Source organism: Pseudoalteromonas luteoviolacea, assembly GCF_001696455.1.
Lineage (GTDB): Bacteria > Pseudomonadota > Gammaproteobacteria > Enterobacterales > Alteromonadaceae > Pseudoalteromonas > Pseudoalteromonas luteoviolacea_C.
Window position 1 is genome coordinate 845596 of record NZ_MAUJ01000001.1, and the last position, 18325, is coordinate 863920.

An 18325-nucleotide genomic window follows, 5' to 3' on the forward strand; every position below is an offset into this window, starting at 1 on the left:
TTCGCGCGGTGTCAGCTATTTTGTGTCAGATTCGCTGTCCGATTGGCGCTTTTTTAACTGCCTAGTTTGAGCATGCAAGCTCGCACGTACTAACAGCTCCTGATCTGAATCTCTTATTTGCGTAAAAGCGAGTGTATATTGAATCTGGTTATCTTCTTTTTGACTAATCTCAATGATTTGGCTGTAGCAAAATATTGCACTGGCTTCGTGCTGTAAAAAAATCTTTGTCCGAAAATTTTGACCAATAGGAAACTGTTCATCGGACGTGACTTTAATTCCACCACCGCCATAGCTGTCGCAATAAGACGTATCATCTTCAGGTTGCTCATTGGCGAGTATATGGCTCATGATAAGGTCAATTTTTCTCGATTGCGCTTGTAAATAGGCCGCCAAGTCATTGGCAACATCACCAAGGTTTCTAAGGGGTCTAAGCGCATTTAAATCTAACTCGTTTATCTCATTAGCCAGTTTAAAAAGGGGAGGGATAGCAGCCTCTAATTGTGCCGCATTTTTGGGCACCATATTCTGTTCGACGGGAAACAAATTTATTTGGTTTGTTTCGTCAATCTGAAAGTATTGTTCAAAATTTTCTTTTAATTCTGTTTGCATTTAGTTGCCAATGTTACTGGGCTAGATGAGCGATTGCTGTATTCTCGCGGCTCTAGCCCATTAAATCAAGATGTTAGAGTTTTATACTTTAAATTGCTCCAACATATCTTCTTGTTTTGCGATTTTGTCTACCTGTGATTTCATCGTATGGTCGACAACTTTCGCCTCGTCAACGACTGTATTAGATAAGTTTCTAATTTCAGAAGCGTTATGATCTACTGCTTCAACTACGGTGCGTTGTTCCTCTAGCATGCTAGCAATGTTAACATTGAGCTCAACAATATGATTTATTGATTCTCTAATAGCATGCAGTGCATCTTTGGTTTCCTCCGCTTTTACGACTGTCTTCTCAACAATTGTTTGGCTTTGCTTCATAACGCCTACTGCATTTTCGGCGCCAGATTGCAGCTGATCAATCATTGATTTAATCTCTGTCGTAGCCTCTTGTGTCCTTTGCGCTAGGGTCCTTACCTCATCAGCAACAACCGCAAAGCCTCGTCCCGATTCGCCAGCGCGTGCGGCTTCAATGGCGGCATTTAAAGCGAGCAAGTTTGTTTGTTCAGCGATCCCATTAATAACTGACAGTATTTGTTCAATACCAGACGAAGACACTTCTAGTTCATTGACCACGTCAACAGCGCGCTCAATTTGAGATGATAGTTCCGCGATAGAGGTCGTTGATTGTACGACAATACCTTCGCCATCTGATGCAAGACCATCGGTCGTTTTAATTGCTTCAGCGGCCTGTTGCGCTGTATTAGCAACTTGTTGCTCGGTGTTGGACATATTAGCTGTTGCATCAACCAGTGAGTTGAGCGATTCTAATTGCCTCTGTATTGCCTGAGTCGCGTGATTAGCACCCGCAGAAGTCTGTTTGGCATCTGCCAGTACCTCATGACCTAAGGTTTGAATTTCAGCAATGATGTTTTGCAGCCGCGAAGTGAAGAGATTAAAGTTTTCAGCAAGAGCAGAAAACTCAGGTTCCTTAGATGCTTGCAGCCGCACCGTTAAGTCTGCGTTACCGCGGGCGATATTTGACATTGCGGTATTAATCACTTCTAAGGGCTTGAGCAGAATATTGATAACGTAAGACAGAGCGATAAAACTTGCCACAACAGCAATGATAGTCACGATGGTTGCGTCATAAGCGAGTGTGTCCATTGCCGCAAATACTTTCTGTTTCTCAAGCGCGACGCCTACAAACCAATCATAGCCCTCAACTGCTTTAAACATAACAAGGTATTCTACGCCATTAATTTCAATTTCCTGCGAAGACTCCCTGATTACGGTGTTTCCCAAAAAGTTTTTGGCCGGTTGCCCATTCAATGACACATTTGGGTGGGAAATGGTATCGCCACCAGAGCTGACCATAAATGCGAACCCAGCGTCAAAAAGGTTGAATGAATTAATCATCTTCCCAAGCTTTGCTAAACTTACATCATAGAAAATAGCACCGTGGAATCGACCATTCTTTTTGACTGGCGCACCAATGGAGACTACGATTTCTCCACTAACAGCATCAGCGTATGGTTCTGTCACAACGAGTGTGCCTGCTGCTTTGGCATCTTTATACCAAGGCCTAACACGCGGATCCCATGTTGAGCCTGGGTCCCAATTAGGGTCGCTGGCGACATACTTACCAGAGCTTTCTTCTCCGTAGCCTATTAATATAAATTCAGAAGTAAGTTTAGATTGAGAAATCATTGGATATGCATCTTGCAATGAGTCTACTTGTTCTACGAGTCCCGTAGACAGAGCGGCGAGATTCATTGAACCTTGCATTTGTGCGGTTACAGTATTACTAATTCCTTGAATCACCTCTTCCATACTATTGGTGACTTGTTGTTCTAAATTATCTTTGAGAAGGAAATACTGCTTTAGTGAGAGCAAAAACAAAGCAAGCACTAATACACAGGCAGAAACGGCGACTACTTTAAACTTGAACTTCACTGAACGTCTCCCATGAACGAGCTTATTATTAAAGGTAAATCATTAGCCAATAGTTGCAATAAATTCCTAGAATTTAAAGTGTTTATTTACAAAATAGATACAAAAATTTTGAAATTTAAGAATTTAGGCCGACTCGAGGTCAGAATATAGCTCTTCCAACTCCTCTTCTGTGAGGCCGACAAAGTCTAATACCTCATCACTGATGGTTTGCCACTCTTCATCAATGTCAAGAGCGCCGGCTACCTGCGTTAAGAAGTTACCGTGGCGCGCCAGCTTTAATATTGATAGCAACTCTAGACTCAGCGAGTCTAACTCTCCAGATTGAAAGATACCGCTGACATCATGTTGGTAATAAATAACATTAATCATGGGTTTGGGTAGCTTCCACTGCTGTGCGAGCAACGCACTTATTGTTGCATGACTCGTATTGTATTTTTCAAACTCAACAGCACAGGCGCTACTCCATCCTTGCGTTTTTGCGCAGTCTAATACGGTTTGGTAATCCTCAAAATGTACACAGAGCAGAGGAATACCGACGGTATGGAAGAGTCCTAGCATGTATGCGTGATTTGCCAATGCGGGTTTATTTAACTTATTGCACAGCGCGGTGCATAGCTGCGCAATATCACTTTGATCTGCCCAGAAGTTTTCGAGTGACTTTGGCGTTTCAACGGTTGCTTTAACTGCCACAGCCTTAACCAGTGGTATAAGCCTTTTTAAGCCCAAAATCATAATTGCTTGATCTAGAGACTCGATCTCTTTAGCTCTTCTAAAAGCTGCCGAATTAACAACCTGTAATATAGCCGCACTAATGGCAACATCACTTTGTAGAATTTTAGTTATCTTTGATATGTCAGGTTCTGCAGATTTCGTTTCTTGAGAAAACTCTACGAGCGCTTCGGGCCTCGGGGGAATGGAAATTGTACGTAAGATTTGTTTTTCTTGTTGCGTTAAAGATATGGCCATAACATCGCTCACTTCATCTTAGTTATATCTAAGAATAGTAAATATTAGCCAAACAGGGAAAATGGGTAGCAATGCAATTTTTAGTGAACATAAAAAAGGCCAGCAGAGGCTGGCCTATTTAAAACGTAACTTTACATTAAGCGTTTTCAACTGCTGAACGAGGATCTACAAATTCCATGTTGAAGCCTTCTGCAACTTCTTTACATGTAACTTGGCCTTTAAGCACGTTAAGACCATTTAAGAAGTGTTGGTCAGAAAGTAGTGCTTCTTTATAGCCAAGGTTCGCTAGCTTGATAATGTACGGAAGCGTTGCATTGTTAAGTGCGAACGTCGATGTACGTGGCACAGCACCAGGCATGTTAGCAACACAGTAGTGTACAACATCATCAACAATGTAAGTAGGTTCAGCATGCGTAGTTGCTTTAGAAGTAGCAATACAGCCACCTTGGTCGATAGCTACGTCAACAATTGCAGAGCCAGGTTTCATTGCCTTGATGTGGTCAGCAGTAACTAGTTTAGGTGCTGCTGCACCAGGGATTAGTACGCCACCGATTACTAGGTCAGCTGCAAGTACGTGCTTTTCAAGTGCATCTACAGTTGAGTAGATAACTTTAGCTTGGCTACCAAACTGAGCATTTAAGCTACGTAATACGTCGATGTTACGATCTAAAATAGTAACGTCAGCACCCATGCCTACCGCCATCTGTGCAGCGTTACGACCAACCATACCGCCGCCAATTACAACAACTTTAGCTGGCTCTACGCCTGGTACGCCACCAAGTAACATGCCGCGACCTTCGTTTGACTTTTCAAGCGCTTGAGCACCTGCTTGAATTGACATGCGGCCAGCAACTTCTGACATCGGTGCAAGAAGAGGTAGACCACCACGTGCGTCAGTAACTGTTTCGTATGCGATACAGATTGCACCGCTCTTGATGAGATCTTCCGTTTGTGGAAGGTCAGGTGCTAGGTGAAGGTATGTGAAAAGAATTTGATCTTCACGAAGCATTGCACGCTCAACTGCTTGCGGCTCTTTTACCTTTACAATCATTTCTGCTTTAGCAAAAACATCTGCTGCAGTAGAAAGAATTTCAGCACCTGCTTGAATGTAATCTTCGTCTGTGAAACCAATGCCGATACCAGCATTTGTTTCAACGATAACCTGGTGGCCGTGGTTAATTAGTTCACGAACACTCGCTGGAACCATACCAACACGGTATTCGTGGTTTTTAATCTCTTTAGGTACACCAATAATCATAATAAATCGCCTCAATTAAGAACGGATAACATTTTCGACTATTATAATTATGCAAAGCTAGTGTGTCCTACCTTTTTTGTGCTATTTTAAAGTTTAAATCACTGCAAAATAAAAAAATATAGGATAAAACACTTTTCATGCATACTCAGCTTGATAGAACTGATAGAAAGATTTTAGTTGAATTACAAAAAGACGGTCGAATTTCGAACGTTGAATTAGCAAAGCGTATCGGGTTAAGCGCGACTCCATGTCTAGAGCGGGTAAAAAAGCTAGAGCGGGAGGGGTTTATTACAGGATACAAAGCGGTTGTTGATCCTGTTAAGCTTGGACAAGGGTTACTGGTATTTGTTGAAGTGACCATTAACAAAAACTCGCCTGACGTATTTGAACGGTTTAACGAAGCCGTAAAACAGCATGACGAAATAATAGAATGTCACTTGGTATCAGGAAATTTTGACTTTTTACTCAAAACACGAGTGACCGATATGTCTGAATATCGCGGTGTGCTAGGTGAAATCCTTTTGAAATTACCAAATATTAATGAAAGCCGCACTTATGTTGTTATGGAAGAAGTAAAAGGGGAGCAAGGTGAGGTTATAAAACCTTGTGCACCTTAAAGAATTTCTTGATATGGTGTACTCTATAAAAGACATTTTTAATATAAAGATAATACAGGTTGAGTTTAATGCGCTTAAATGGTGTTCAGCGCCTACTTGAAACAGGTCTAATCGTTAGCACTGCAGCTGCAATTTTTACGCTGTGTGCCTTGATATCATTTGACCCTGCCGATCCTGCTTGGACTCAAGCTGGTGAATTTATAAAGGTCAACAATATTACGGGGGCTGCGGGAGCTTGGGTTGCAGATATTTTGCTACTTAGCTTTGGCTGGCTGGCATTTTTGGTACCAGCTGCCATGCAATTGTTCGGTTATTTAATTTTTAAAAAGCCGCATAAACTCCTGCAATTAGACTACACGACACTTGGTTTAAGAGTGATTGGGGCAACTTTGTTTGTCGCATCAGCCAGCGCCATAAGTAGTATTAACTTTGACGATATTTATACGTTTTCTTCCGGTGGGGTAGTAGGGGACATAGTCGCTGGTGCGATGATGCCTGCTTTTAATTTTACCGGCACCTCTATCTTACTGCTGTGTTTTTTCTTTGCAGGTATAACTCTGTTAACTGGCGTGTCTTGGGTAGAGGCTGTCGATTATCTGGGTGAAAAAGTTGTCAATTTAATTCGGTTTCTATTTTTCAAATTCAAAGAGCGTCAAGCAGGGTCAGTCACACCTGTTGAAGGTAATAAATTGGTAGAAGAGTCTCCGATAGACGATACTCCTAGTCGCATTTTGACTGACGAAAATGAGACTAAAAACGAAGAAAATGAGCGTGCTCATATTGATGCATCTGAAGCCGAAGAACCCTCATTAGATTCAGTTCGGGAAAATACGGCTGAAGCGCTACCGAGCTCATCAAAGCCTTTGAAACTAAAAGACAAGCTGTTTTCTGCTGTTGCTCGTAAACCAGAACCAAAAGCAGTCGTTGAACCGGCAATCGAGCCTAGTTTTTCTTCTAATCAAAGCGAGTTTGGGGAACCTGTTTCGTCAGATGTGTTTGATGAACTTGATCAGATATTAGAGCAAGAAATTAACTTTTCTGCCATCGATGATGAGTCGCTAGATACAGTCGCTGCATTAAATGCATTAGATGACGCAGCAGTTAAAGAAGAACCTGTTACAAAAGTGGTTTCACCCGCGCGACCGTTAAAACAAAACCAAACTAATTCTGAACCAAAGCCGGCATATCAACCTCCGCCATCAGCAAAGGAGCAATTTGAAGCACTTCTTGAAGCTGAGCCTCCGGCGGATCCCTTGCCGTCTTTAGATTTGTTAGACAGACCTGACAAAGCCAAGAACCCGATTACGAAAGAAGAGTTAGAAACGGTATCAAGGCTCGTTGAAGCTAAACTTTTAGACTTTAATATTCAAGCAGCAGTTGTAGGTGTTTATCCCGGTCCTGTTGTTACACGCTTTGAGTTAGATTTGGCACCGGGAATAAAGGTGGCAAAAATAACTGGCCTTGCAAAAGATTTAGCACGGTCATTGTCTGCGGTAAGTGTACGTGTGGTAGAAGTGATTCCAGGCAAAACGTATGTCGGTATAGAGCTACCTAATAAAAATCGTGAAATTGTCCGTTTATCTGAAGTGATTAATGCCCCCAAATTTGAACAAAACGCGTCACCTTTGACAATGGTGTTGGGTAAAGATATTGCAGGTGAACCGGTGGTCGCAGATCTGGCGAAAATGCCTCATTTGCTTGTGGCTGGTACTACCGGTTCAGGTAAGTCAGTTGGCGTTAATGTTATGATATTAAGCTTATTATATAAATCGCCCCCTGAAGACGTACGTATGATAATGATAGACCCCAAAATGTTGGAGCTATCTGTGTACGAAGGTATTCCACATTTATTGTGTGAAGTTGTTACGGACATGAAAGAAGCAGCCAATGCACTTCGTTGGTGTGTGGGTGAAATGGAACGTCGTTACAAATTGATGTCAGCTTTAGGTGTTCGAAATCTTAAAGGTTATAACCAGAAGGTATTGGCTGCAAAAGAAGCTGGGCATCCAATTTTGGACCCGCTGTTCAAAGACACGGATGGGATGGCTGATGAACCAGAAGAGCTAGACAAATTGCCTAGCATCGTTGTTGTGATAGATGAATTTGCTGACATGATGATGATTGTTGGTAAAAAAGTCGAAGAGCTAATCGCGCGTATTGCTCAAAAAGCGCGTGCAGCTGGTATTCATTTGGTCCTTGCGACACAGAGACCGTCAGTAGACGTTATTACTGGCTTAATTAAGGCAAATATTCCGACGAGAATGGCGTTTCAGGTTTCTAGTAAAATTGACTCTCGCACCATACTTGACCAACAGGGTGCAGAAAACCTGCTGGGTATGGGTGATATGCTTTATTTACCTCCTGGAACAAGTGTACCTATTCGTGTGCATGGCGCATTTGTTGATGACCACGAAGTGCATGCCGTGGTAAATGATTGGAAAGCCAGAGGTAAGCCTAATTACATAGAAGACATTTTATGTGGAGAAGCAACGGAAGAGATCTTATTGCCTGGAGAGCAGCCCGAAGGCGGTGATGAAGAATCAGATCCACTTTATGATGAAGCGGTAGCATTTGTAATCGAAACGGGGAAGGTATCTGTTTCAAGTGTCCAGCGTAAATTGAGAGTAGGTTATAACCGAGCCGCACGTTTGGTAGAGCAAATGGAAATGTCGGGTGTTGTTAGTGCACCAGGGCACAATGGCGCAAGAGAAGTATTAGTACCGAAAGGTGGAGCAAATTAGAATGAAGTTTAAATCAATAGCCTTAGTACTGGGTGTAACAATTGGCGCAATGTCACAGGCAGTCGCAAGTGACGCAGAAGCACTAAAGTCAAAATTGAAAGCGTTAAACACATTTCAAGCAGACTTTAAACAACAAGTTAAAGACGAAGATGGTACGTTGCTGCAAGATGGAGAAGGAAATATAGCGCTTAAATACCCATCAAAGATCAGATGGGAGCAGACAGCGCCAGATGAAACTCTACTTGTTTCTGATGGAAAAAAGACATTTTATTTTGATAGCTTTGCCGAGCAAGTTACTGTCATGAAAACTGCAGGTTTGATAGACACAACGCCTTTTGTGTTGTTAACCACTCAAGACAAGTCGCAATGGCAGAAATATTCAGTAGAGAAGACTGAGGTCGGCTATCGAGTTTCACCAAAGAAAAACGTCGAATCTCAAGTAGAGTTGTTAGATATCGTCTTTAAGAAGCAGGGGATTGAAATTGACTCTATTCGTATCAAAGATGCTTCTGGCCAAACATCTACGTTTAAGTTTGCCAACAGTAAAACGAACCTAGAGTTAGATGACGCATCATTTACTTTTAAAATTCCACACGGGGTGGTCATAGACGACCAAACAGAAAGTGACTAACTTAGGATTCGATTTTTCACCAGATGTTAGACCTTTGGCCGCTAGAATGCGGCCAAAATCGTTACAGGCCTACATTGGTCAGACACATATCCTAGCCAAAGGATCGGTTTTGTATCGCGCGATAGAGCAAGGTAAATGCCACAGTTTAGTACTTTGGGGGCCACCAGGCGTTGGCAAAACAACTTTGGCTGAGATTATTGCTCACCATGCGGATGCTGAGCTTGCAAAGCTTTCGGCGGTGACTGCGGGCGTTAAAGAAATCAGGGAAGTTGTCTTAGAAGCTAAAAGCCGTCTATCTCAATCGGGTCGCAGAACTTTATTATTTGTTGACGAGGTCCATCGATTCAATAAATCTCAGCAAGATGCATTTTTACCACATATTGAAGACGGCACATTTGTGTTTATTGGGGCAACAACCGAAAACCCGTCTTTTGCGCTCAATAACGCGATTTTATCGAGAGCTCGGGTGTATACGCTTAAGTCACTGACTGTTGAGGAACTTACACATGCCTTAAACAGGGCCTTGCAAGAGGATGAGCAATTAAGCAAAGTTAAGGTTGTGATTGCGCCTCAAGCAATGTTAGCAATCGCAAAAGCGGCAGATGGTGATACCCGAAGAGCGTTAAATCTTTTGGAGCAGGCTGTTGACTTGGGTACACAACATGATGGCCATATTGAAGTCGATAGCAAAGTACTAGAGCAAATCCTACCGAGTCACTTGGCTAAATATGATAAAGGCGGTGATATATATTACGATTTAATCTCTGCTTTTCATAAATCAGTTAGAGGAAGCGCACCTGATGCTGCGCTTTATTGGTACTGCCGGATCCTCGCTGGTGGCGGAGATCCGCTTTATGTTGCGCGTCGGCTACTTGCAATTGCCACCGAGGATATTGGCAATGCGGATCCAAGGGCGATGCAAGTTGCGTTAAATGCGTGGGATATCTATCACCGTGTCGGACCTGCCGAAGGTGAACGAGCCATTGCGCAAGCGACTCTTTATCTTGCCAGTGCAGCCAAAAGTAATGCGGTCTACACGGCATTTAAACAAGCTAAACGTGATGCAGCGTCAGATCCTGATTTACCCGTGCCTGAGCATCTGCGCAACGCGCCAACGAAATTGATGAAAGAAATGGGCTTTGGGGAAGAGTATCGTTACGCGCATGATGAACAAGGGGCGTATGCAGCCGGTGAAAATTATTTTCCTGAAGCTGTATCGGATAGGCAATACTATTTTCCCACCGATAGAGGACTCGAAAAACAAATTGGAGAGAAGCTCAATTATCTCAAATCGCTTGATGCAACAAGTAGCCGACAAAGATATGGAAAATTCCCGGATAAATCCTAGATGGAAATGCTTAAAACGTATTTAATGATTGCGGTTGGCGGCGCATTTGGTGCGTGCCTTCGCTTTTTTATTAGCGATATTGTGCTAAAACTCGCAGGTAAGGGATTCCCTTTTGGGACATTGACCGTTAATATTCTGGGTTCACTGTTGATGGGCATTCTTTACGGATTAATCGAAAAGCAAATAATCGATGTCTCGCCAGCCAAAGCTCTGGTTGGGATAGGATTTTTAGGTGCTTTGACGACATTTTCGACATTCTCAATGGATAGCTTGTTGTTATTGCAACAAGGTCAAATCGTGAAAATGGCACTGAATATTACGTTGAATGTTGTTATATGTATTTTTATGGCCTGGATAGGTCTTTGCTTAGTCATGCAAAAAGGTTAAAAGAACAAACATGTTAGATCCAAAGTATTTAAGACAAGACATTGAAGAAGCTGCAACGCGCTTGAAAAAACGCGGCTTTGAATTAGATGTTGCTGCAATTAATGCACTTGAAGAGCAGCGTAAAACTCTACAAACAAGAACTCAAGAATTACAGAGTGAGCGTAACAGCCGTTCCAAAGCAATCGGTCAAGCAAAAGCGAAGGGTGAAGATGTTCAACCTTTGTTGGATGCAGTGGCAGATTTAGGTGATCAACTATCTGCGGCAAAAGCTGAGCAAGATAAAGTACTTGCTGAACTTCAAGACATTGCTTTGACTCTACCAAACTTACCAGCGGAAGAAGTACCTGCAGGCGCTGATGAAGATGATAATGTTGAAGTGTCAAAATGGGGCGAGCCGAAACAATTTAGCTTTGAAGTAAAAGATCACGTTGATTTAGGTGAAGCACTTGATAAAGGGTTAGACTTTGAAACTGGTGTAAAACTAAGTGGCTCTCGCTTTACTGTGATGCGTGGTGGTGTTGCAAGAATGCACCGTGCACTTGTACAGTTTATGCTGGATACGCACACTGATAAAAACGGTTATACAGAAATGTATGTACCGTATTTAGTTAATAAAGCGAGTTTGTTTGGTACGGGTCAGCTTCCTAAATTTGCCGCTGATCTGTTCCATACTGAGGTTTTGGAAGAAGATCAGGATGGCTACAGCCTAATCCCAACAGCCGAAGTGCCTCTGACAAACTGTGCGCGCGATGAAATCTATGATGAAAAAGAATTGCCAATTCGTATGACTGCGCATACACCATGCTTTAGAAGTGAAGCGGGTAGCTATGGTAGAGACACTCGCGGCCTTATTCGTCAACATCAGTTTGACAAAGTTGAATTGGTACAACTTGTAAAGCCTGAAGATTCTATGAATGCACTGGATGAGCTTACAGGGCATGCCGAGGCGATTTTGCAAGCATTAGAGTTACCTTATCGTAAAGTGGTACTGTGTACTGGTGATATGGGCTTTGGTGCGGCGAAAACCTATGATCTGGAAGTATGGTTACCTGCGCAAGACACTTACCGTGAGATTTCTTCTTGTTCAAACATGCAGGATTTCCAAGCTCGTCGAATGCAAGCGCGTTTTCGTCGTGCAGGTGAAAAGAAGCCTGAATTACTTCACACATTGAATGGCTCTGGCCTCGCTGTTGGCCGTACGCTGGTTGCAATATTAGAAAATTATCAACAAGAAGATGGTTCTATAATCGTACCAGAAGCGCTTAAGCCATACATGGGTGGTTTAGAAGTATTGAAGTAACTTAGACAAGTTATTGAAAAAAGGCCGCTATCTAGCGGCCTTTTTTATGACAAAATAATGAATGTTTTTTTACATGATATTAGATTATTTTAATTTGATTTCTTATTTGTATCGAGAGGTATAATCTAAATAATTTCTAAAATTGGATATTTCTACCTTTTTGCAATGATCGTCTATTGTTCTTATCGTTAAAACATTGCATGTGATTCTGATCTGTGATTAATTGAGTCTTGAGGTTTGGCCATTCCTACTGAATAAGCAATGCGCGCAAAAATTTATCTGCGAGCAGGGTGCTTATTGTTACCATTATTGCAAAACTAAATTTTGATTCTATCCGATATAGTTTGGCGTAATTCTGTGCAACGAGTGTTTAACTAATTAAGCTAATATCGCAATTTATACGAGGTACTTCTCACACTAGCTGAGTTCAAAACACAAAGAAGTTGAAAATTACGGTTGCGTTAACTATTTATTAAATGTGGATGTCATAAGACTAAAGCAATCAAAAATTAAAGGTGAGGAATTTACCTATGAAGAGACAGAAAAGAGACCGTTTAGAGAGAGCACACTCACAGGGATTTAAGGCAGGTTTAGCAGGGCGGTCTAAAGATTTATGTCCATATCAGCAAATTGAGCACAGATCAGAATGGTTAGGTGGCTGGCGAGAGGCCATAGACAATCGCAACATGTTTAAAACGTAAAACAAAACCGTCAACGAATTTGAGTAAAAAAAAGCCCCTGAACTAGGGGCTTGTTTTTTAATGGGTTATCATTAAAAAGCACTTGTGTCTTGGAATAGACCTACTTTTAAGTCTTTTGCTTCGTAGATAACACGACCATCTACTTCAACAACGCCATCAGCTAGTCCCATGAATAGTTTGCGCTTGATAACACGCTTCATGTTTACACGATAAGTTACTTTCTTAGCTGTCGGCAAGATTTGACCCGTGAATTTAACTTCGCCTACGCCTAGTGCTCGTCCTAAACCTGGGCCACCTGACCACCCTAGGAAGAAGCCAACAATTTGCCACATTGCGTCAAGACCTAGGCACCCTGGCATTACCGGGTCACCACGGAAGTGGCAGTCGAAGAACCAAAGGTCTGGGTTGATGTCCAGTTCAGCGATGATCTCGCCTTTGCCGAATTCACCGCCGTCTTCGTTGATTTCGACAATTCGATCCATCATCAACATGTTGTCGATAGGTAGGCGGCAATTGTTTTCACCAAACATCTTTCCTTCAGCACAAAGGATTAGTTCTTCTTTTGTATAGCTATTTTTAGGTTCCATAGTCTTCATTCTTTATTTCTAATTGCGGGTACTCTAGCGTACACTTGTACGCTAAACAACTCTGAACAGTTAAATTTTTACTTAGAATAGTCGTCAACAGCATTAAAGTTAATTCTCTTTACGATTAACGCGATTTTTGGTTGAAAAAACTTTATAATCAGTTTGTTTTGTTAGAAATTTAATGGAAGTTTATGATCCTTTTTGTAGATGCCTTAACGGTAATAGATTTTTCTTACTTATGTGCCAAGCGCGGAGCAGTTGGTGAAAGTTGGATTGTAGATATGACTTTGCATGGTCAGTTGAATGAAGAGTCAATGGTACTAGACTTTGCAAAAGTAAAAAAACAAATCAAAAGTATCATCGACAATACAATAGATCATAAGCTGGCCATTCCTTCTAAATTAGATTGCCAGTTTGAACAGAATGATGGCCGAGTAGCTTTTGACTACTATTTCAACGATCACCACTTAGCAATGAGTGCGCCTGACGAGGCCGTTTGTATCGTGGAAGGTGAGCAGATTGATATCGAATCTGTGATTGCATTTCTCAAAGCACAAATTTTGCCAGAAATGCCTGATAACGTTAAAGATATTGAGATTGCATTACGCCCAGAAGAAACGAGCAGTTTTTATTATCACTATAGTCATGGGTTGAAAAAACATGACGGGAATTGCCAGCGAATTATCCATGGTCACCGTTCATTAATTGGTATTTTCTTTGATGGGGTTAGCATGCCTCGATTGCAAAAAGAATGGTCCCAAAAGTGGGAAGATATTTATTTAGGCACCCAAGAAGATTTAATTGAGCACGCTCAATTAAAGTATATTACAGCTATTGATGATGACTATGCTTTTGCCTATGAATCCACTCAAGGTTACTTCGAAATGAGCATCAGTCAGCAAAGGTGCGAGATTTTACCTTGTGATACAACAGTCGAGTGCATTGCAGACTATTTGGCAACAGAGATTAAAAATACTTATCCAGACAAACAAGTTAAGGTACGTGCATACGAAGGTGTTGGCAAAGGAGCGATAGCTTATGCATAAACTGTTTCTCGCGCTTGGGGCTTGCTTGGCATTGAGTGCGCAAGCAGTAGAACTTAAAGGGCACCTTACGCAGGGTGGAATGGTAACTGGCACTATTGAAGATGCAAAGTCGGTATCCTTCAACGGTCAGCCTCTGCAATTAACGTCAAATGGCAAATTTGTGTTCGGATTTGGGCGTGACGCTAAATCAGAACATACGCTATCGTGGGTCGATTTAAACGGCAAAAAGCAGTCTAAACAGTTGCTCATTACTAGCCGTGATTACGACATTGACAGAATAACTGGTGTAGCCAAAAAATATGTTTCACCTCCTAAGGAGGTACTTAAGCGAATTCGCAGCGATGCAGCTAAAGTAAGTGCTGCTAGGGCAAAAGCGAGTACACTAGAATATTTTGATAAGCCAGTGTACAGGCCAGCTAAAGGTAGAATCTCAGGTGTTTATGGCAGCCAACGATACTTCAATGGCGAGCCACGCAGACCGCATTTTGGTTTAGACATTGCCAATAAAACTGGCACGCCTATTTGGGCCCCATTGTCTGGCACAGTGGTGTTAGCTGAACCAGATTTATATTACAGCGGTGGTACTCTCATTCTCGACCATGGCTACGGGATTACCTCAACTTATATTCATATGAGCAAGTTACATGTAAAAGTGGGTGACAAGGTCAATACCGGCGAGCTGATTGGAGATATCGGAGCGACAGGTCGTGTGACGGGTCCACATTTAGATTGGCGTTTTAACTGGTTCGGGGAGCGTTTAGACCCTGAGCTATTAATGATTGATAAATTAGCAAACAGTAAAAAGCAGTAAATAAATGACAGATTTAGAAAGAGATGCGGTGATCAAAAAGCGTATTGAAGACTCTACAACTTCAGTAACAAAAACCGTTTTCCCTGGTAGAACAAACCACCATAATACTCTTTTTGGTGGAGACGCACTGGCTTGGATGGATGAAGTTGCTTTTATTGCTGCAACACGATTTTGTCGTAAGCCGCTGGTTACGATTTCTTCAGACCGCGTTGATTTTAAAGAAGCAATTCCCGCAGGTACTTTTGCAGAGTTGGTTTCAAAAGTTGTGCACGTAGGTAATACGAGTTTGAAAGTAGAAGTTCAGATCTTCTTAGAAACAATGCACAAAGATGATAAGCACCTAGCTATCTCAGGTAATTTTACATTTGTAGCCGTTGATGATAATCACCGCCCAACGCCTGTTGTGTGTGAAAAAATGCTGAATGGTTTTCAGTAACGCGTTCAATGGGGATTGAGCTTTACTTAAGAGCCTCTCCCCATCTCTATATTACTTTGCGAAAAAACAGTAAAAGCAAATTCATTTTTTTGAACTTATCTTAAATATCCCAATTCTTACCTTATTCAAAAAATCAATAGCTTAATTTTAATCAGGCATTGAGCTAATGCTATACCTACTGATTGTACAGGGTTTTTCCGTGATGGCTGAGGAGGATAATAACTTCAACTTTACAGTATTATGCAGGAGGAGAAAGCGCGTTTATCTATGCTGAGAAAGATTCATAAAAATTTAATGTGCGAGTTTTTCATTTTGAATGCTGCACATATGGCATCGGTATTTTTTCAGAGAAGAATAATCAATCGTGCTTTTAAATACTGTTCTACACTTATCTTTGGTTGATACTAATGGTTAAGGAGGCAGTGATGATTTCTGTACATAGAGAGTATTGTTTATCGGGTGACAAGAACTTGCATGCTCATGTTGAAGTGTATCCAACGGGCACTTTAGATGTGGATATTGTTGAGCTTCACGAGCATCACACAACTCAATTTAACAATATAAAGTATGAACATAACGGTGCCGATATTGCGTTAACGGGCAAAGAGGGAGCAGTGACTTGGCAGGTTGTTTTAAAAGAGCGAGATGCAAGAGAGTTGTCTCATTTGATTGCTGATGCAAATGAGGAATACGAAATTTTAATGCGTGACTTGGGGTAAATACTTTTTGAGTATGGCTGCTTGAAAGTAGGAAGTTATTTAGCACCGATTCGTGGGCCTTATGGTGCAAAATCATAGTTTCTCAAATAAAAATGGCTGGGATTTAAACCCAGCCACAGTGTCTAATAAGTAATTAAATATTAATTAGAAGAAATAACGCTTACCGTTCCATAGCTGTGTTTTACCAGCATCTAAGCCAACGAATTGCACGTTACCTTGACCATTTACATCATCAGGTAAAGAGAACTCAACTAGTTTTGCAGCAGGGCCGTATGCATACACATTAATACGCTCAACTTTTACATCGTTCACATACACATCTACATGTTCAGTGTTTTTAACTTCAATCGAGAATACACCTTGCGTCTGAGCCAGTTCTACTACTCGAGGTTGTAAGAAGTTTACTGTAGAAGCTGATTGTGGCTGGCTAAGTAGGTCACGAGCAATCGTGTCAAAGTTGCCAACATCATTGTCTAAAATGCTGCTAAGTGTCTTTGGTACTACCTGGTTTGAAACACAGCCAAAGTCTTCAATCAGCGCGTTCTTATTATGGCCGTGACGCACCATTTGTCTCCAAGAAACGGTCATTTCTTGGTTATAAGGTAGGAATTCAAATTTAGGCGCTCCAGCGTAACGCGCAAATATTGAGTGTCTTAGTACGTTTGCACCACCAGCGCCGGTACGCAGATTTTCACCATAAACTTTTGCAGCACCATTATCTTGTACAGCACAAGTAAATACGTCACCTGATGAATACGTTTTCGCGTTTGACCACACACCTACAGGTTTATAGTAAGACTGACCAAATGCATTGTTTTGCGCTTTTGTCACATACGTTTCAGTTGCTGTATATTGTGCATTTGTGCCAGCGACATCTGCTAGAATATTCACCCAATTTTCGCCAAGCGTGGAGAAAATGGTATCGTTCAACAAGTGATGGTTGATGTCTGAGTTAATGAAACGAAGTTCTGTCGGTGAAGTTCTTTTCGCTGTGAATAGTTGTACTAATTCATCTGCGTATAGGATATTACCGCCCGGATTGTTACGTACGTCAAATACGAGTGCGTCGGTATTAGCAAGCTCATTTTGCATCAAGCTGCTAACAATCCACACAGCTTCTTCTTTTGTGTTATTAGGAGAGAAGCTATCTAGCTGAATATAACCGACAGTTTGTCCATCAACCTCTCGGATAGCCCATGAAATTTCGCTATCTGCTGTTGGGGTCGTAGCAAATGGTGATGCATTATCTTCATCTAATTCAGCTTTAATATCAGCAAACATCTGAGCGTCTAAATTCGTGCTGTCAGAAATTGAATCTGCTAGCGCTGCATCTGAGCTGTTTGACGCTGCTGCTGTGCGAGGTAATCTAGCTACCCAAGGAACAACGGTAGTATATGTTTCGCCTGTAGCATGTGATACAAACTCAATTGTCACTTCGTTTTCTTCTGGCACCAATGAGATTGCATGGCCTTTATATGTAATTGCTTCAAGTGCACGAACAAAGCCTGCATCAGGGTTTGCACCGAATCCAGTATTTAGATTTTGTGCTACAACGTCATAAATAGATACACCATTGTAAGAAATTACTTTATCACCAACCTCTGGCAGTCTCACGCCACCAACATAAGGTACTAAGTTTTCCAGCAGGTTAGATACACGCACCTCTGGATTACCTAATACATCAACTGTTTTGTCGAATTCGAAAGGTAAAATAGAAGCAAAGTTTCTAACAGGTGTTGGGTGAACATAAACTAAGTGCAGGTCACGCTGCGCCTTAAAGATTTTAGTTAGGCGCTCATTTAGCTGTTTTGAGCTTAGAGAGTCAAGCTCCGCGATTACGTCGTTGATAGCGTCAACTGGGTTCACATGACCAGTTGGTGAAATACCATAGTAAAGGTCTTTTGCGTAACGGTGTACGTATAGCCCTTCAAGCAGTTGTTTGGCTTGATTAACAACCGTTAATTTTTCCTGTTGAGTGTATTCTGGGTATTGGATCTGATCTCTTGTTTCAGAAAGTAAAGCGTAGTTACTAGCAAAAGCTTGAGAACCGAATGTAAGTGCTAAAACACTAGCCAATATAGACTTTTTCATATCTTTTTCCCTAAGGTTGTTTTTGTTGTTCCTGAAATACAAACCTGTGTTTTTAAAAAAAATAACAATAAAGACAAAAAAAACGATGTTTTTTATCAATTTATTTTCATTGGTTGTATCTTAAATG

At 41.5% G+C, this 18325-nt stretch carries 17 protein-coding genes; 11 read left to right on the forward strand and 6 right to left on the reverse strand.

Going from position 1 to position 18325, the window contains the following annotated elements:
* Nucleotides 1–15: 15 nt before the first annotated feature.
* The 4 genes from A7985_RS03555 to ald all read right to left on the reverse strand — a co-directional run bounded on the left by A7985_RS03555 (nucleotide 16) and on the right by ald (nucleotide 4783).
* The gene (locus A7985_RS03555; RefSeq protein WP_065789031.1) at nucleotides 16–609 is read right to left on the reverse strand and encodes a PilZ domain-containing protein; all 594 of its coding nucleotides are present in this window, start codon (nucleotides 607–609) and stop codon (nucleotides 16–18) included.
* 81 nt (nucleotides 610–690) lie between these two features.
* Nucleotides 691–2559 carry a methyl-accepting chemotaxis protein gene (locus tag A7985_RS03560; RefSeq protein WP_065789032.1) on the reverse strand — a complete coding sequence of 623 codons (1869 nt, stop codon included), beginning with the start codon at nucleotides 2557–2559 and terminating at the stop codon, nucleotides 691–693.
* Between the two features lie 123 nt (nucleotides 2560–2682).
* Complete coding sequence (locus tag A7985_RS03565) at nucleotides 2683–3525, reverse strand: HDOD domain-containing protein (RefSeq protein ID WP_065789033.1); 843 nt, start codon at nucleotides 3523–3525, stop codon at nucleotides 2683–2685.
* 136 nt (nucleotides 3526–3661) lie between these two features.
* Entirely contained in the window at nucleotides 3662–4783 is a 1122-nt protein-coding gene (gene ald, locus A7985_RS03570; protein ID WP_065789034.1) for an alanine dehydrogenase, read from the reverse strand.
* A 137-nt stretch (nucleotides 4784–4920) separates the two neighbouring features.
* Here ald and lrp point away from each other — a divergent pair, with 137 nt between their 5' ends.
* The 7 genes from lrp to rmf all read left to right on the forward strand — a co-directional run bounded on the left by lrp (nucleotide 4921) and on the right by rmf (nucleotide 12508).
* Nucleotides 4921–5400 (forward strand): leucine-responsive transcriptional regulator Lrp, encoded by a 480-nt coding sequence (lrp, locus tag A7985_RS03575; RefSeq protein WP_063373585.1) that lies wholly within the window; start codon nucleotides 4921–4923, stop codon nucleotides 5398–5400.
* 68 nt (nucleotides 5401–5468) lie between these two features.
* On the forward strand, nucleotides 5469–8141 hold the full coding sequence (locus A7985_RS03580; protein WP_065789035.1) for a DNA translocase FtsK: 2673 nt from the start codon (nucleotides 5469–5471) through the stop codon (nucleotides 8139–8141).
* A 1-nt stretch (nucleotide 8142) separates the two neighbouring features.
* Nucleotides 8143–8772 (forward strand): outer membrane lipoprotein chaperone LolA, encoded by a 630-nt coding sequence (gene lolA, locus A7985_RS03585; protein WP_065789036.1) that lies wholly within the window; start codon nucleotides 8143–8145, stop codon nucleotides 8770–8772.
* Nucleotides 8765–10120: a replication-associated recombination protein A gene (locus tag A7985_RS03590; RefSeq protein WP_065789037.1), complete on the forward strand. Its 1356-nt coding sequence runs from the start codon at nucleotides 8765–8767 to the stop codon at nucleotides 10118–10120. Before lolA ends, A7985_RS03590 begins: the two co-directional genes overlap by 8 nt.
* Before the next feature lie 6 nt (nucleotides 10121–10126).
* Entirely contained in the window at nucleotides 10127–10507 is a 381-nt protein-coding gene (gene crcB / locus A7985_RS03595) for a fluoride efflux transporter CrcB (RefSeq protein WP_065790016.1), read from the forward strand.
* Nucleotides 10508–10517: 10 nt separating this feature from the next.
* Complete coding sequence (serS, locus tag A7985_RS03600) at nucleotides 10518–11807, forward strand: serine--tRNA ligase (RefSeq protein WP_065789038.1); 1290 nt, start codon at nucleotides 10518–10520, stop codon at nucleotides 11805–11807.
* Nucleotides 11808–12337: 530 nt separating this feature from the next.
* Nucleotides 12338–12508 carry a ribosome modulation factor gene (rmf, locus tag A7985_RS03605; protein ID WP_023398857.1) on the forward strand — a complete coding sequence of 57 codons (171 nt, stop codon included), beginning with the start codon at nucleotides 12338–12340 and terminating at the stop codon, nucleotides 12506–12508.
* 71 nt (nucleotides 12509–12579) lie between these two features.
* Here the strand turns inward: rmf and fabA are convergent, their stop codons facing one another.
* On the reverse strand, nucleotides 12580–13095 hold the full coding sequence (fabA, locus tag A7985_RS03610; RefSeq protein WP_065789039.1) for a bifunctional 3-hydroxydecanoyl-ACP dehydratase/trans-2-decenoyl-ACP isomerase: 516 nt from the start codon (nucleotides 13093–13095) through the stop codon (nucleotides 12580–12582).
* Between the two features lie 191 nt (nucleotides 13096–13286).
* Between fabA and A7985_RS03615 the strand changes: the two genes are divergently transcribed.
* From A7985_RS03615 to A7985_RS03630, 4 genes are all read left to right on the forward strand, one after another.
* Entirely contained in the window at nucleotides 13287–14141 is an 855-nt protein-coding gene (locus A7985_RS03615; protein ID WP_065789040.1) for a 6-carboxytetrahydropterin synthase, read from the forward strand.
* Nucleotides 14134–14952, forward strand: a complete 819-nt coding sequence (locus tag A7985_RS03620; protein WP_065789041.1) for a M23 family metallopeptidase — start codon at nucleotides 14134–14136, stop codon at nucleotides 14950–14952. The genes A7985_RS03615 and A7985_RS03620 overlap by 8 nt, the downstream gene beginning before the upstream one ends.
* Before the next feature lie 4 nt (nucleotides 14953–14956).
* Nucleotides 14957–15388, forward strand: a complete 432-nt coding sequence (locus A7985_RS03625; RefSeq protein WP_065789042.1) for an acyl-CoA thioesterase — start codon at nucleotides 14957–14959, stop codon at nucleotides 15386–15388.
* A 425-nt stretch (nucleotides 15389–15813) separates the two neighbouring features.
* Nucleotides 15814–16107, forward strand: coding sequence for a hypothetical protein (locus A7985_RS03630; RefSeq protein WP_065789043.1), 294 nt, complete (start codon nucleotides 15814–15816; stop codon nucleotides 16105–16107).
* A 144-nt stretch (nucleotides 16108–16251) separates the two neighbouring features.
* On the opposite strand, the gene A7985_RS03635 is transcribed toward A7985_RS03630, so the two are convergent.
* Nucleotides 16252–18198: a S41 family peptidase gene (locus A7985_RS03635; protein WP_065789044.1), complete on the reverse strand. Its 1947-nt coding sequence runs from the start codon at nucleotides 18196–18198 to the stop codon at nucleotides 16252–16254.
* Between the last annotated feature and the right edge of the window lie 127 nt (nucleotides 18199–18325).

Excerpts from the sequence above, each read along its gene's own strand:
- A7985_RS03620 (WP_065789041.1), top strand. The coding sequence starts at position 14,134 with ATGCATAAACTGTTTCTCGCGCTTGGGGCTTGCTTGGCATTGAGTGCG.
- A7985_RS03565 (WP_065789033.1), bottom strand. The coding sequence starts at position 3,525 with ATGGCCATATCTTTAACGCAACAAGAAAAACAAATCTTACGTACAATT.
- ald (WP_065789034.1), bottom strand. The coding sequence starts at position 4,783 with ATGATTATTGGTGTACCTAAAGAGATTAAAAACCACGAATACCGTGTT.
- A7985_RS03630 (WP_065789043.1), top strand. The coding sequence starts at position 15,814 with ATGATTTCTGTACATAGAGAGTATTGTTTATCGGGTGACAAGAACTTG.
- rmf (WP_023398857.1), top strand. The coding sequence starts at position 12,338 with ATGAAGAGACAGAAAAGAGACCGTTTAGAGAGAGCACACTCACAGGGA.
- lrp (WP_063373585.1), top strand. The coding sequence starts at position 4,921 with ATGCATACTCAGCTTGATAGAACTGATAGAAAGATTTTAGTTGAATTA.
- lolA (WP_065789036.1), top strand. The coding sequence starts at position 8,143 with ATGAAGTTTAAATCAATAGCCTTAGTACTGGGTGTAACAATTGGCGCA.
- A7985_RS03625 (WP_065789042.1), top strand. The coding sequence starts at position 14,957 with ATGACAGATTTAGAAAGAGATGCGGTGATCAAAAAGCGTATTGAAGAC.
- A7985_RS03635 (WP_065789044.1), bottom strand. The coding sequence starts at position 18,198 with ATGAAAAAGTCTATATTGGCTAGTGTTTTAGCACTTACATTCGGTTCT.
- fabA (WP_065789039.1), bottom strand. The coding sequence starts at position 13,095 with ATGGAACCTAAAAATAGCTATACAAAAGAAGAACTAATCCTTTGTGCT.
- serS (WP_065789038.1), top strand. The coding sequence starts at position 10,518 with ATGTTAGATCCAAAGTATTTAAGACAAGACATTGAAGAAGCTGCAACG.
- A7985_RS03580 (WP_065789035.1), top strand. The coding sequence starts at position 5,469 with ATGCGCTTAAATGGTGTTCAGCGCCTACTTGAAACAGGTCTAATCGTT.
- A7985_RS03615 (WP_065789040.1), top strand. The coding sequence starts at position 13,287 with ATGATCCTTTTTGTAGATGCCTTAACGGTAATAGATTTTTCTTACTTA.
- A7985_RS03555 (WP_065789031.1), bottom strand. The coding sequence starts at position 609 with ATGCAAACAGAATTAAAAGAAAATTTTGAACAATACTTTCAGATTGAC.
- crcB (WP_065790016.1), top strand. The coding sequence starts at position 10,127 with ATGCTTAAAACGTATTTAATGATTGCGGTTGGCGGCGCATTTGGTGCG.